The following is a 13,640-nucleotide window of genomic DNA, read 5'->3' on the forward strand; positions in this document are numbered from 1 at the left end:
GCAGGCCGGATTGCACCGCGCCATCCGCGGTCACGATTGCGATGCAAATCCGGGATTGCCGTCGACGCCCGAGAGCGTGACCTTGTTGGTTCCGACCAGCACCAGCTGACCGTCGCGCAGGTGGTTGGCGACCACGTCCCACACCGGCTTGCCGTCTTGCGCGTTCATCGAGGCCCAGCCGGCGACCTTGTAGCTCTTGCGCGCGTCGAGCGGGCGGCCATCGTCGCGCGTGAGATCGGAGATGCGGCGGCCGATCGGCTCGGCGGGCGCGCAGCGGTAGGACAGCCCGCCGGTGCGCACCATGTCGCCGCCCTGCTGCAGATAGGGATCGGCGTTGAACAGATTGTCGCAGACGTCCTCGAGCACGTCTTTGATCTCTGCGCCGGTCATCCGCTGCACATAGGTCTCGGGATAGGTGATGGCGGTCTGCGCCAGCACGTCCTCCAGCAGGATGGACTGGTTGGCGAGCAAGGTCGGACCCCAGCGGAATCCGGGCGACAGCGCAATCTCGGCGTCGAGCTCGCGGCGCAGCGCCGCGCAGATCAGGTCGTCGGTCGCGCCCTCGAAATTGCCGCGCCGGTACAGCAGCCGGTCCGATGTCGCGAGCTTCTCGCTCCAGGCCGCGACCTGCGGCTGCTGCGTCTGGTCGATCAGCGCCTGCATCGCGGGATCGGGCTTCAGCAGCTCCGAGTAGATGGGCAGCAGCCGGTAGCGTGCATCGGCGACGCGGCCCTTGCCGACATCGAGATCGAGCACGGCGAGAAATTTGCCGTTCGAGCCGGCATTGGTGACCAAGGTCGCGCCCTTGGCGTTGCTGACCGCGACCGGCTGCGGAACCGCGTCATGGGTATGGCCGCCGAGGATGACGTCGATGCCGGTGACGCGGCTCGCGAGCTTGAGATCGACATCCATGCCGTTATGCGACAGCAGGATCACGGCATCGACCTTGTCGGCGCCGCGCAGGCCATCGACCAGCTTCTGCAACTCCTCCTCGCGGATGCCGAACGTCCAGTCCGGCGTGAAGCGGCGCGGATGCGCGATCGGCACGTAGGGGAAAGCCTGGCCGATCACGGCAATGCGGGCGCCGCCGATCTCCTTGATGGTGGCCGGCTTGAACACGCGCCCCGATCCGGGGTCGAACGCCTTGGCGTCGTTGAACGCGGCCTCCTCGGTCAGGAACACATTCTGCGCCAGGAACTCGCCCTTGAAGCGGGCGAGGTTGGCGCGCAGCGCCTCCTCGCCATAGGTGAACTCCCAATGCCCGGTCATCGCGTCGATGCCGAGCAAATTGGCCGCGCTCACCATGTCGGCGCCGCGCATCGCATTGGCGAGCCCGGTGCCCTGCCAGAGGTCGCCGCCATCGAGCAGCACCGAGCGATGGTCGCCGGCATCGGCGCGCAGCTTGTCGACCAGCGTCTTCAGATGCGCGAAGCCGCCCATCCGTCCGAAGCGAACGGCGTATTTCTCGAACTCGAACGAGGTGAAGGCATAAGCCTCGGCGCTGTCGGGCCGGATGCCGTAGCGGTCGAGGAAGGCGCGCTCGACCAGATGCGGCGGCCGTCCCCACATCTCGCCGATGCCGAGATTGACGCTGGGCTCGCGGAACAACAGCGGCCGCAGCTGCGCATGCGTGTCCGTGATGTGCAGGATGCGCGCGTTGCCGAATTTCTCGATGTCGTACAGGCTGACGGTGTCGGCGGCGGTCGCGCTGCGCAGCAGCGCCGGCGCGGCGATGGCCGCGACAGCCGATACTTTCAGAAAATCCCGGCGCCGCATCGTCATGGCCAGCGTTCTAGATCATGATGCGATTCCATGGAATCGCATCATGATCCATCCCTTTGTGTGAGCATGATCTCCGCGCAAACGCCTTCGGCGGCTGTCGCGAGGGAGAACCGGTTGCCACGTCTCCGGATCATGCTCTAGCGGATCTCCATGTCCTTCCAGCGCTGCTTCTCGCTGGTGGCCTGGACGATCGAGGCCTTGGCGAGCGCCTCGGCCTCCTGCGCCGATTTCAGCGCAGAATCGAAATTGCCGGAATCCGCTGCCTTCTTCGCAGCGGTGAGTGCGGCCTGGGTCACGGTCCATTGGTTGCGCAGACGTCCGGCTCCCTTGTTGGCGCTCTCGGCCGCCGCGACCGCCGAGAGATAGTCGGCCTCCGACGCGGCCCGCGCGGAGCCGGCGCCGACCGCGGATACCATCATGGCGAACACGATCTTTTTCATGACGCCTGCTATCGTGACATTTTTCATGGCCGCGCTCCCGGTCCTGAAACCGGCAGGCCGTTCGACACGTAGGACAGATAATATTCGAGGTTGCGGTATTCGTCCGACTGCGGCTCCAGCGGCACGGCGCGGGTCTGGCTGTTGCAGGTGACGAAGCGCCGGCTGATCGTGCCCATGCCGCTCCATTCCGAGCGGTAGATCGGCATCGCGTTGAGGATGCCGAGCGCCGGCGCCAGGATCTCGGCGCGGATGCGCTCGCCCGGGCTCTGCACATGGCAGCTCGCGCAGGAGAAGTTCAGCTGGCCGCGGCGGGTGTAGAAATACTCCTTGCCCTTCTCGAACGCCTCGAGCGCCCGCGGGTCATCGGGGATCTTGATGTCGAAGCGCTTGCCGCGCGAGGTGAACGCCATGTAGGCGGTCAGCGAGGCCATCTCGTCCTTGACGTAGGAGTAGGGCTGCTCGCCATTGGCCTCGCGGCAGCGGTTCAGCGCCAGCTCCAGCGTGATGACCTTGCCTTCCTTGTCGTCGAAATAGGGATAGTTCTGGCGGATGCCGATGCCGCCGTTCGGGAAGCAGTCGGCATAGGTCTTGCCGTTCTTGAACGGCTTGGCGAACATCTCCTTGCCGGCATCGAGCGCGAACTCGTAAGGAGGGAACTCCTCCTTCTCTTCCCATTGCTTGCGCATGTCGGCGTTCATCGAATACGGCCCGTTGACGAAATCATCGAACGCCACCTTCGGGAACTTCTTGACGAAGTAATCCTGGAACGCCTTGGCGTCGGCGGCCGGGTTCGGCTTGTCCGCGGCCGCGGCGCCGCAGGCGCCGAGAGCGAGCGCGGCCGCGACAGTCAGCGCGAGGCACGGCGCCCTCATTGGATCGTCGCCGTCAGGCTGTCGGTCGCGCCCTTGCTGTCGACCCAGCTCACCTTGAGCTCGTCGCCCTTGGCCGCGCCCTTGAAGGCGAACTTGACATAGGGGTCCTTCGAGACCGCGGTGCCCCAATCGGCCAGGAACACCGTCTTGTCCTTGTGCACGAAGGTGACCTGCTGGATGTAGTGCGCCGGGATCAGCTCTCCCTTGGCGTCCTTGACCAGGCCCGTATCCATCGGGTGCTGGATCAGGGTCTGGACCTCGGCGATGTCGCCGTTCAGGACGGCGCGGACGCGGATGCTCGATGCCATGACGATCTCCTGACCTTAGCCGCCGCAGCCGCCGACGGTGACCTTGACCTCCTTGGTCGCGCTGTAGAGCTTGCCGCCAGATTCGACGAGCGCGATCACGTTGGAGGTCTTGGCCATCTTGAGCCGGTTCGCCACCGCGGGCACGGTGCCGTCGGGGATGTGGTACGACGCCGCCAGCGCGAACGGATTCTCGCTGACGATGAAAGCGATCGAGGTGACGTTCGGCAGCGTGGTCGTCACCGCGATCGGCACCACGCCGCCGTTCTCGGCGATCTCCGGCGCGTCGAGCTTGATCTTGTCGGACGCTTCGTGGTCGCGGCCGTACAGCGCCTTGACCGCGTCGCCCGCGTTCTTCTGCTTGAAGGCGTCTTCCGGATATTTGTTGTCGTTGGTCGCGGCAAAGGCCGGCGCGGCATGCAGCACGGCGTTGCCGAGGCCGATCAGCGCGACGAGGCCGGCGCCCTTCAGGAACAGGCGGCGGTGGGCCAACGGGCCGAACGAGGCAGTCATGGCGGTCTCCAAACGGAATCAGAGGGTCTGCAGGAAATCGACGATGGCGCTGATTTCCTGCTCGGTCAGGATGCGGTTGCGGCCGAACGGCGGCATCACCGTCAGCGGATTGCGCCTGGTCTCGTCGTTGAGAATCGCGATCAGCTCGGCGCGGTCGTATCTCGCCTTGAGGTTCTCCAGCTTCGGGCCGATCGAGCCCGGCAGGTCGCCGCCCTTGATCTCGTGGCAGGTCAGGCAGTTGCCCTTGCCGCGGTCGAAGGCGAGCTTTTGGCCGTCGGCGGCACCGGACTGGGCGTGAGCGGCCATGGACATGGCGAGCGAGAGCCCCATCGCCAGGGCGGTACGCAGGACAGGTGTGATCAAGGTGGAATTCCGACGTCTCGGTGATCTCGGTAATATAGGAGCTGCAAAGCATAAAGACCATCGGCTGACAATGCAGCTATGGTGGCCGCCGCAACGCGGTTAACGAAGGCCGTTCATCTGGCGCCGGGAGAGTGGGCATGGCGGAGTATGTCGTGGAGTTCGGCCGGGACGGCCGGCCGGTGGAACCGGACGGACGGCTCGACGCGGCCGCGTTCCACCGCAACCACCAGCCGATCTGGGCGGTGCTGGGCCGGCTGCTGGCTGGCAAGACCGGCGACGTGCTGGAGGCGGGCAGCGGCACCGGCCAGCATGTCGTGCATTTCGCCTCCCAGCGCCCGGACCTGACGTGGTGGCCGAGCGATCTCAACGCCAACCACCTCGCCAGCATCGCGGCGTGGCGCCGGCATGCCGGGCGGTCCAACATCCGCGACGCCCAGCGCATCGACCTGTCCGATCCCGGCTGGCCTGCAGTGTTCCGCGCCGCGGGCGGCCCGTCGCAGCTCGCCGCGATTTTCTGTGCCAACGTGATTCACATCGCGCCCTGGGCGGTGGCGGAGGGATTGTTCGCCGGCGCCGGGCAGGCGCTGTCGGCGGACGGCGTGCTGGTGCTCTACGGCCCGTTCAAGCGTGACGGCAAGCACACCGCGGTCAGCAACGCCGTGTTCGACACCTCCCTGCGCGAGCGCGATCCGGACTGGGGCGTGCGCGACATCACCGATCTCGACGCGCTCGCCGCGCGCAACGGGCTCGTCTTGCGCGAGACGGTGGAGATGCCGGCCAACAACATGATCCTGGTGTTCGGTCGGACGTCGTGAGTTGTCGACGGCGCTGCTCCGAATTCCGCCGTCGTCCCGGCGAACGCCGGGACCCATAGCCACAGGGTCCAGTTGTGACGCGAGATCGGCGTGACATCTGCCCTCGCGACAAACTCCTGCCGCGGAGTATGGGTCCCGGCGTTCGCCGGGACGACAGCGGTGGGTGGGGCCGGCAGCACGGTAACGGAGCGTAGGCGCTACGCCATCTCCAGCCCGACATGCCGCGCGAGAAACCGCGTGCCGAGTGTGATGAAGCTGGCGCGCTCGCGGTTGTCGGTGCCGTAGCCATGGCCGCCGGCGGCGGGTTCGTAGAACCACGCGTCGTAGCCCATGGCCTGCAGCTTGGCGGTCATCTTGCGGGCGTGGCCGGGATGGACGCGGTCGTCGCGCCGCGTGGTCGCGATCAGGATCGGCGGATAGGGCTGCCCGGGCGTGGCGGTGTGATAGGCCGAATAGGTCTGCAGCCAGCTCCAATCCGCGTCCTGGTCGGGATCGCCATATTCGGCGATCCAGCTCGCGCCGGCGAGCAGCTTGGTATAGCGGCGCATGTCGATCAGCGGGATGGTGCAGAACAGCGCGCCGAAGCGCTCGGGGTAGCGCACCAGCATGTTGGTGATCAGGATGCCGCCATTGGAGCCGCCTTGCGCCGCGATGCGCTTCGGCGCCGTGACGCCGCGGCGGACGAGATCGGCGGCGACCGCGGCGAAATCATCATGCGCGAGCCGCTTGCCGGCATAGCGGCCGGCGTCGTGCCAGGCGGTGCCGAATTCGCCGCCGCCGCGGATGTTGGCCTCGACCAGCGTGCCGCCGCGCTCGAGCCACAGCTTGCCCAGTGCCGCATTGTAGGCCGGACGCAGCGTGTGACCGAAGCCGCCATAGGCGCTCATGTGCACCGGCGCGTCGCCGGTCAGCTCGGCCGGTCCGGTCTGGGTGTAGGGAATGCGCTCGCCATCCACCGAGATCGCCTCGTGCCGTGTGACGACGTGGCCCTCGGCGGCGAAGGTGCGAGGAGCCTGCTTCAGGATCACGGGTGCAGCGAAGCCCTCGATCAGTTGCAGCGACGGCGGCGTCAGCGGATCCTGGACATTGGCGAGCAGGTCGCCGTTGCTTTCCGCCTCGTCGGTGTCCAGGCGCCAGACGTCCACGGTCGCGATCTCCGGCAGGCCGGGCAGCCGCTCGCAGCTCCACGCCTCCTGCGACGGCGTCCACACCTCGAACCTGGCCCTGAGCTCGTCAAGGATCGACAGCACCAGCCGGCCGCCGGCCCAGGACAGGCCCTGCAGCGCGCGTCGCGGCGCGGGCTCGAACACGCGGGTGAAATCGCAGCGCCCGGCAAGGAATGCCGACAGCCGGAGACCGAGCACCACGTCCGCAGGATGGGTGACCTCGCCGAGGCTCCAGGGCTGGCGCAGCTTGATGGCCATCCAGTCGCCATGCGCCGACATCCAGCAGTCGGTCGGCAGATCGAGCCTGGTCCGCGCGCCGTCGCCGTCGCCGAGCCAGAGATGCTGGTTGAAGAAGTCGATGCCCTCGGCGAACCACACCCGTGCCGGCGCGACGCTGCGATCGACGCCGACATGCACCCATGTCGACTGGCTGCCTTCGGCGCTGAAGATCACCTCCGCCTGCTCGACCGGCTGGCCGCGCCGCCAGCGCCGCACCGTCCGGGCGTAGCCGGACGGCGTCGCCATGCCCGGGCCGAACGCGCTCGCCAGCAGCAGCGTGTCGGCATCGAGCCAGGCGGCGCTGCCCTTGGCCTCCGAGAGCGTGAAGCCGCCCGTGACAAAGCGCTTCGCCGCGAGGTCGAACTCGCGCAGCACCACGGCGTCGCTGCCGCCGCGTGACAGGCTCAGGATGGCGTGCTCATGGGCCGGCGGCAGGCTCGAGACTCCGTTCAGTGCCCAGTCCTCGCCTTCGTCGGCGGCGAGTCGGTCGATGTCGAGCAGGTCCTCCCATTGCGGTTGCGCCTTGCGGAACTCCGTCAGCGTCGTACGCCGCCACAAGCCGCGCGGATGCGCCGCATCCTTCCATTGATTGTACAGCAGCCCGCCGCGTCGGCTCACAAACGGGATGTTGTCGGGCCGGTCCAGAATGGCAGCTAGTGCGTCGCGGTCGCGTGCGAAGGCCGCATCGCCGAACGCGGCGAGCGTGCGCTGGTTCTGCGCCGCGACGAAGGCGAGCGCGCGCTCGCCGTCGATCTCCTCGAGCCACAGATACGGATCGTCATCGGGCGCCGCGATGGTCGGACGATCGTCGATTGACATGGCTCAAGCTCCGCGGGCGCCGTTGACGCGAGAATACCGTCGGCTTGATTAGCCGGGCGGGTCGGGAGTGTCGAATCACGCTCGGTGGCGCGGCCGCTGCCGCATGGCTTGTCTCCGTTCGCGCCCGTTGCCTCGGGCGCGTGCTTCCCCCAATAGTGCGGCTGAACCAGCAAGGCGAAGCGTGCGCGCCACGCCCCCGGATACCTGAGATGATCGATCTGACCGTGAGCGAAGACACTTCCGATGATGCCCGCGCTCGCCGCAACGTGGCGCGGCTCGCGGCCGCCCAGGCGCTGACCGGCGCCAACTCGGCCGTGATCTTCGCGACCGGCGCGATCGTCGGCGTCACCATTGCCCCGAACATCGGGCTCGCGACGGTGCCGATCTCGATGTACGTCGTCGGCCTCGCCGCCGGCACCCTGCCGACCGGCGCGATCTCGCGGCGCTATGGCCGCCGGGCGGCCTTCCTCATCGGTACCGGCTGCGGCGCCGTCACCGGCGTGCTCGGCTGCCTCGCGATTCTGCGCGGCTCGTTCGCACTGTTCTGCCTGGCGACGTTCCTCGGCGGCCTCTATGGCGCGGTCGCGCAATCCTATCGCTTCGCTGCTGCCGACGGCGCCAGCGCCGCGTTCCGGCCCAAGGCGGTGTCGTGGGTGATGGCAGGCGGCATCTTCGCCGGTCTGCTCGGTCCACAGCTCGTGCAATGGACCATGGACGTCTGGCAGCCCTATCTGTTCGCGTTCAGCTATCTGATCCAGGCGGCGGTCGCGCTGGTCGCGATGGGGATCGTGGCCGGCGTCGATCTGCCGAAGCCTGAAGCTGCCGATCTGCATGGCGGCCGGCCGCTGTCAGAGATCGTGCGCCAGCCGCGCTTCATCGCAGCCGCGCTGTGCGGCACCATCGCCTATCCGGTGATGAACCTGGTGATGACCTCGGCGCCGCTGGCGATGCAGATGTGCGGGCTGACGGTGTCGGATTCCAATTTCGGCCTGCAATGGCACATCGTCGCGATGTACGGCCCGAGCTTCTTCACGGGGTCGCTGATCGCGCGCTTCGGTGCGCCGGCCATCGTCGCGCTGGGCCTGGGGCTCGAAGCGGTCGCGGCCGTCATCGGCCTGTCCGGCCTGACCGCGATGCACTTCTGGGCCACACTGGTCATGCTCGGCGTCGGCTGGAATTTTGGCTTCGTCGGCGCCTCCGCCCTGGTGCTGGAGACGCATACGTCCGCCGAGCGCAACAAGGTGCAGGCGTTCAACGATTTCCTGATCTTCGGCCTGATGGCGCTGGGCTCGTTCTCCTCGGGCCAGTTGCTCGCCCATTTCGGCTGGTCGGCGGTGAACCTCGTGGTGTTCCCGCCGGTGCTGCTGGGCCTGTGCGTGCTCGCGCTGGTGTGGTCGTCGAAGCGCCGCGAGGCGGCGGCGGGCTGACGTTTGGCGGAGTTAGACTAGCAGGTACTTCTACGAGAATGCTGAGTATCAAGCGGCACGGGTGGTGCACCCTCTCCCCTTGTGGGAGAGGGTGGCTTTCATGCGCAGCATGAAAGCCGGGTGAGGGGTCGCCCCGGGCTCAGACCTGAATATGTGGCACGAACCCCTCACCCGAGTGAGTTCGTCGCTGACGTCTGTGTAGCCCTCTCCCACAAGGGGAGAGGGCGCAGTCATGGGCAGCGCGCTACTATGCGCACTCGAGCGATTTGGGTCACTTCAACTCCGAAACCTCGCCCTCCGGCAGATCGAACTCGAACGTGTTCAGCGTCATCGAGACCATCGTGTAGTAGCCGCAGAGGCCGATGATCTCGACGACGCCGCGCTCGCCGAGCGTTGCGATCGCGTCCTTGTAGAGCGCATCCGTCAGCCCATGGCCCTCATGCAGCGACTTGGCGACGTCGTAGATCACTTTCGCCTTGGGATCGGAGAACTCCGGCGTGCGGCGGTCGCGGATGGCGTCGATGATCCTGATGTCCAATCCGCCGGCCAGCGCGAGGCGCTTGTGCGCGTACCATTCGTAATGCGCGGTCCAGTGCCGCGCCGTCACCAGGATCGCGATCTCCGACAATGCTGCGGGAAACACCGTGTCGTAGCGCAGGAAGGCGCCGAGCCGTGTTGCATGCCGCGCCATCTCGGGACTGTTGAGCCAGGCCATCATCGGCGGCGGCGGCGAGCCGCGCTTGCTGGCGATCGACTCGTCGTAGGTCTGGCGCTGGTCGGCGCTCATTTCGCCAGGCGAAAGAAGTTTCAGGCGCATGTTCGTTTCCTCGTATTTCACGCGGCGGCATCATGACCATAGAACGCCCGGCAAGGCGAGGGTGCCCGCGGCGACATCGATGTTGAATTCCGCCAAGCGCTGAGGTTAGGTCTTGCCAACGACAGCAATCATGGAAACGCGTGAGGACCTGGCATGGCCGATCTCGACACATTCCGCCGCGAAACGCGGGCCTGGCTGGAGGCCAATTGTCCGCCGGAGATGCGCCGGCCGATGACCTCCGAGGAGGATACGTTCTGGGGCGGCCGCAATGCGAAATTCTCCTCCGAGCCGCAGCGCATCTGGTTTGAGCGCATGCGCGACAAGGGCTGGACCGTGCCGCACTGGCCGAAAGAATACGGCGGCGGCGGCCTCGACGGCGAGGAGGCCAAGATCGTGCGCCAGGAGATGGCGGCGATCGGGGCGCGCGCGCCGATCACCTCGTTCGGCATCTCGATGCTCGGGCCGGCGCTGCTGAAATACGGCACCGACGACCAGAAGCGCGAGCACCTGCCCAAGATCACCGCCGGCCTGATCCGCTGGTGCCAGGGCTATTCCGAGCCGAACGCCGGCTCCGATCTCGCCTCGTTGCAGACCCGCGCCGAGAGCGATGGTGATGACTACATCATCAACGGCCAGAAGATCTGGACCTCCTACGCCAACTACGCCGACTGGATCTTCTGCCTGGTGCGCACCGACCCCGCGGCGAAGAAGCATGACGGCATCAGCTTCATCCTGTTCGACATGACGTCGAAGGGCGTGTCGACCAAGCCGATTCTCCTGATCTCCGGCCGCTCGCCGTTCTGCGAGACCTTCTTCGACAATGTCCGGGTGCCCAAGGCGAACGTGCTCGGCACCGTCAACCGTGGTTGGGACGTTGCGAAGTACCTGCTGCAACACGAGCGCGCGATGATCTCGGGCATGGGCGAGCGCGGGGGCAGCCGGCCGCTCGGCCAGGTCGCGGCCGACTCCGTCGGCAGCGACGGGCAGGGCCGTCTCGACGACGCGCTGCTGCGCGCCGAGATCGCGACCTTCGATGTCGACGAGGCGGCGCTCGCGGCGGCCGCCGAGCGCATGGTCGATCTCGCCAAGGCGGGGCAGGGCCATCCGGCGTTCTCCTCGGCGATGAAGTATTACGGTACGGAGCTCAACAAGCGCCGGTATGAGCTGTTGATGTCGGCCGGCGGCATCGACGCGCTGGAATGGGAGAGCGAACGCTCCCATGAAGGCGCCCGCCCGCGCGCCTGGCTCCGCACCAAGGCCAACTCGATCGAAGGCGGCACCTCCGAGGTCATGCTCGGCATCGTCGCCAAGCGCATCCTCGATCTGCCGGGGGCGTAGTTCATCACTCTCTCCGTCATGGCCGGGCTTGACCCGGCCATCCACGTCTTTCCTCGTGACGTGAGACATGGATGCCCGGGTCAAGCCCGGGCATGACGAGTGGAGAGAGCCCGCATCCAACAAACAAAATTCTTGGAAACACCCCATGCCTCTCCTCCTCACCGAAGAACAATCCATGCTGCGCGACAGCGCGCGCGGGCTGATCAACGACAAGGCGCCGGTGTCGCACCTGCGCAAGCTGCGTGACGTCAGAGACGAGACCGGCTTCTCCAGGGAGCTCTGGGCCACCTTCGCCGAGATGGGCTTTGCCGGACTGCTCGTGCCGGAAGAGCACGGCGGCTCCGGCCTCGGCGCGGTCGAAGCCGGCGTCGTGATGGAGGAGATCGGCCGCACCTTGATGCCGTCGCCGTTTTTCGCCACTGCCGTGCTGTCAGCCTCGGCGCTCACCCGCGCCGGCTCGGCCGCCCAGAAGTCGGAGTATCTGCCGAAGATCGCCAACGGTGCGCTGCTCGCCGCGCTGGCGTTGGACGAGGGTGCGAAACATCGTCCGCTGCACACAACGCTGCAGGCCGCGCGCTCCGGCAACGGCTTCAAGCTCAGCGGTGCCAAGGCGATGGTGGTCGACGGCCATGTCGCCGATCTCCTGCTGGTCGTCGGCCGCAGCGCCGGCGCGCCCGGCGAGCGCGATGGCCTCACGCTGTTCCTGGTCGATCCCAAGGCCAAGGGCGTGGCGATCGAGCGCACCATCATGGTCGACGCGCACAACGCCGCGCGCATCAACTTTGACAATGTCGAGGTCACCGCGGATCACGTGCTCGGCGAGGTCGATGGGGGCGCTGCCACGCTCAGCGCCGTGCTCGATCTCGGCCGCGGCGCGGTTGCCTCCGAGATGGTGGGACTGAGCGAGGAGGTGTTCGGCCGCACCGTTGCCTATCTCAAGGAGCGCAAGCAGTTCGGCAAGGCGATCGGCGAATTTCAGGCGCTGCAGCATCGTGCCGCGCAGCTCTACATTGAGATCGAGATCACGCGCGCCGCCGTGCTGAAGGCGCTGCAGGCGCTCGATGCCGATCCTGCCGGCGCGCCGGCGGCCGTGGCGGTCGCCAAGGCACGCGCCGGCACGACCGCGACCCGCGCCGTCCAGGAGGGCGTGCAGATGCATGGCGGCATGGGCATGACCGACCAGTTCGACATTGGCTTCTTCATGAAGCGCGCCCGCGTCTGCGAGGAGATGTTCGGCGACGCCAACTACCACGCGGCGCAATTGGCGCAGCTGAGGGGGTATTGAATAAGGCTGCGCTCGCGAGACATCACTCTCTCCACAGGTACGGCCCAACCCGTGCCACACCCAGCGCCGTCGTCCCGGCGAACGCCGGGACTCATAACCACAGGATGACGTGGTGACCCGCGCTGGCAGCTTCAGCCTTCGCCAAATCCCGGACGGTGGCTATGGGTCCCGGCTCAAGGCCGGGACGACACCGATGTTGTTGGGACGATATCGGCCCTCATCGGCCATTTGCGTCCCCGCGATCTTCAACGTCGCGATCTCAGAGATCACTGACAAAGAGCGCGCCATCACCGATGGCGCGCCCTCGTCGCATCAATGATGCGTCGCCGACTTCGCCGGTGGCAGCAGCACCTTGTCGATGACGTGGATGACGCCGTTCGAGGCCATGACGTCGGCCTGCACCACATGCGCGTCGTTGACCTGCACGCCGAAGAAGGTGCCGTCGATATCGACCTTCTGGCCCTGCGCGGTCTTCACGCTGAGCTTCTTGCCGGCGACGTCGCCGGCCTTCACCGCGCCGGGAATCACGTGGTACTTGAGGATCGCGGCGAGCTTGGCCTTGTTCTTCGGCTTGAGCAGATCCTCGACGGTGCCCGGCGGCAGCGCGGCGAACGCCGCGTCCGTCGGGGCGAACACGGTGAACGGGCCCTTGCTCTTCAGCACCGGCACGACGCCTGCGGCCTTGGCGGCCGCCACCAGCGTCTTGAACTGGCCTGCACCGACGGCAGTGTCGACGATATCGGCCGCACGAGCGGCGGTGGCGGACATGGAGAGCGCGCCCAGCATCAACGCGCCGGCCACGAACGAACGGATTCCCAGCGTCATTCGAATTTTTCCCTGTGAACTGAACTAATGAGTTGGTTGATGCGCAAAAGGGATTTGCGGCCCCTGTTCGCCCTGTCCTCCAGGTCGCATCACCCCGACCGGATTGGTCAGGCTCGTTACGATCGCTGCGTTCGGATGGATTTGAGGATGAGTTCACGAACTCGTGAGCCGCCTCTGAGGCCTGCAGGGCAGTGCGTCCGAGAGCCATGAATCCGCGGGACTAATTGCTTTGCAGGAGCATCCGCATTGCCCGTCGTGCCATTTTGTCGCAACCCGACGGGCGTTGTGTCGTCGGGCAAATCAGCCGCACATTTACCGCCGTCACGGCCCGCAAGAGGGACGCTTCGCGATCGTTACGAAACGTGGGCCGGCGACGCGATGGACGCATCGGATCGCAGCGCGCGAGATCGCGCCGACGAACGATGACGATGCGGACGTAAAAGCGCGTGGTCCTGGCGCCCCGATGCTGGCGTCAAGTCGATGGGAGTGATCCCGAACGACGACGGTGGCTAACAGGCCGGACACCGGGGAGCAACTGTCTTTTTTGTAGACCGGTGATCGGCCGGCCTCAAGGCTGGCGCGAAGGCGCGCCAC

13 protein-coding genes are annotated in these 13,640 nt (G+C 66.7%); 4 read left to right on the plus strand and 9 right to left on the minus strand.

Features of this window, described 5'->3' with window-relative positions:
• Positions 1 to 30: 30 nt before the first annotated feature.
• The 6 genes from soxB to soxX form a co-directional block, all read right to left on the minus strand.
• The gene (soxB, locus tag QX010_RS10920; RefSeq protein WP_316179395.1) at positions 31 to 1,782 is read right to left on the minus strand and encodes a thiosulfohydrolase SoxB; all 1,752 of its coding nucleotides are present in this window, start codon (positions 1,780 to 1,782) and stop codon (positions 31 to 33) included.
• A 137-nt stretch (positions 1,783 to 1,919) separates the two neighbouring features.
• A complete protein-coding gene (locus QX010_RS10925; RefSeq protein ID WP_316179396.1) occupies positions 1,920 to 2,222 on the minus strand; it encodes a hypothetical protein in 303 nt (100 codons plus the stop codon).
• A 23-nt stretch (positions 2,223 to 2,245) separates the two neighbouring features.
• Entirely contained in the window at positions 2,246 to 3,094 is an 849-nt protein-coding gene (soxA, locus tag QX010_RS10930; RefSeq protein ID WP_316179398.1) for a sulfur oxidation c-type cytochrome SoxA, read from the minus strand.
• On the minus strand, positions 3,091 to 3,402 hold the full coding sequence (gene soxZ / locus QX010_RS10935) for a thiosulfate oxidation carrier complex protein SoxZ (protein ID WP_315801650.1): 312 nt from the start codon (positions 3,400 to 3,402) through the stop codon (positions 3,091 to 3,093). The genes soxA and soxZ overlap by 4 nt, the downstream gene beginning before the upstream one ends.
• 15 nt (positions 3,403 to 3,417) lie before the next feature.
• Positions 3,418 to 3,912: a thiosulfate oxidation carrier protein SoxY gene (gene soxY, locus QX010_RS10940; protein ID WP_316179399.1), complete on the minus strand. Its 495-nt coding sequence runs from the start codon at positions 3,910 to 3,912 to the stop codon at positions 3,418 to 3,420.
• 18 nt (positions 3,913 to 3,930) lie between these two features.
• Positions 3,931 to 4,224: a sulfur oxidation c-type cytochrome SoxX gene (gene soxX / locus QX010_RS10945; protein WP_316179438.1), complete on the minus strand. Its 294-nt coding sequence runs from the start codon at positions 4,222 to 4,224 to the stop codon at positions 3,931 to 3,933.
• A 188-nt stretch (positions 4,225 to 4,412) separates the two neighbouring features.
• Here soxX and QX010_RS10950 point away from each other — a divergent pair, with 188 nt between their 5' ends.
• Positions 4,413 to 5,090 (plus strand): DUF938 domain-containing protein, encoded by a 678-nt coding sequence (locus QX010_RS10950; protein WP_316179401.1) that lies wholly within the window; start codon positions 4,413 to 4,415, stop codon positions 5,088 to 5,090.
• A gap of 197 nt (positions 5,091 to 5,287) precedes the next feature.
• On the opposite strand, the gene QX010_RS10955 is transcribed toward QX010_RS10950, so the two are convergent.
• Entirely contained in the window at positions 5,288 to 7,354 is a 2,067-nt protein-coding gene (locus tag QX010_RS10955; protein WP_316179403.1) for a prolyl oligopeptidase family serine peptidase, read from the minus strand.
• A 209-nt stretch (positions 7,355 to 7,563) separates the two neighbouring features.
• Between QX010_RS10955 and QX010_RS10960 the strand changes: the two genes are divergently transcribed.
• Complete coding sequence (locus tag QX010_RS10960; protein WP_315801646.1) at positions 7,564 to 8,781, plus strand: MFS transporter; 1,218 nt, start codon at positions 7,564 to 7,566, stop codon at positions 8,779 to 8,781.
• Positions 8,782 to 9,052: 271 nt separating this feature from the next.
• Here QX010_RS10960 and QX010_RS10965 read toward each other — a convergent pair whose 3' ends face one another.
• Positions 9,053 to 9,598 (minus strand): carboxymuconolactone decarboxylase family protein, encoded by a 546-nt coding sequence (locus tag QX010_RS10965; RefSeq protein WP_316179405.1) that lies wholly within the window; start codon positions 9,596 to 9,598, stop codon positions 9,053 to 9,055.
• A gap of 153 nt (positions 9,599 to 9,751) precedes the next feature.
• Here QX010_RS10965 and QX010_RS10970 point away from each other — a divergent pair, with 153 nt between their 5' ends.
• Together QX010_RS10970 and QX010_RS10975 are read left to right on the plus strand one after the other, a co-directional pair.
• On the plus strand, positions 9,752 to 10,936 hold the full coding sequence (locus QX010_RS10970; RefSeq protein ID WP_316179407.1) for an acyl-CoA dehydrogenase family protein: 1,185 nt from the start codon (positions 9,752 to 9,754) through the stop codon (positions 10,934 to 10,936).
• A gap of 145 nt (positions 10,937 to 11,081) precedes the next feature.
• Complete coding sequence (locus QX010_RS10975) at positions 11,082 to 12,221, plus strand: acyl-CoA dehydrogenase family protein (RefSeq protein WP_316179409.1); 1,140 nt, start codon at positions 11,082 to 11,084, stop codon at positions 12,219 to 12,221.
• A gap of 312 nt (positions 12,222 to 12,533) precedes the next feature.
• Here QX010_RS10975 and QX010_RS10980 read toward each other — a convergent pair whose 3' ends face one another.
• The gene (locus tag QX010_RS10980; protein ID WP_316179440.1) at positions 12,534 to 12,989 is read right to left on the minus strand and encodes a fasciclin domain-containing protein; all 456 of its coding nucleotides are present in this window, start codon (positions 12,987 to 12,989) and stop codon (positions 12,534 to 12,536) included.
• Between the last annotated feature and the right edge of the window lie 651 nt (positions 12,990 to 13,640).

Source organism: Bradyrhizobium sp. SZCCHNRI1009 (genome assembly GCF_032487575.1).
In the GTDB taxonomy this organism is placed as follows: Bacteria; Pseudomonadota; Alphaproteobacteria; order Rhizobiales; family Xanthobacteraceae; genus Bradyrhizobium.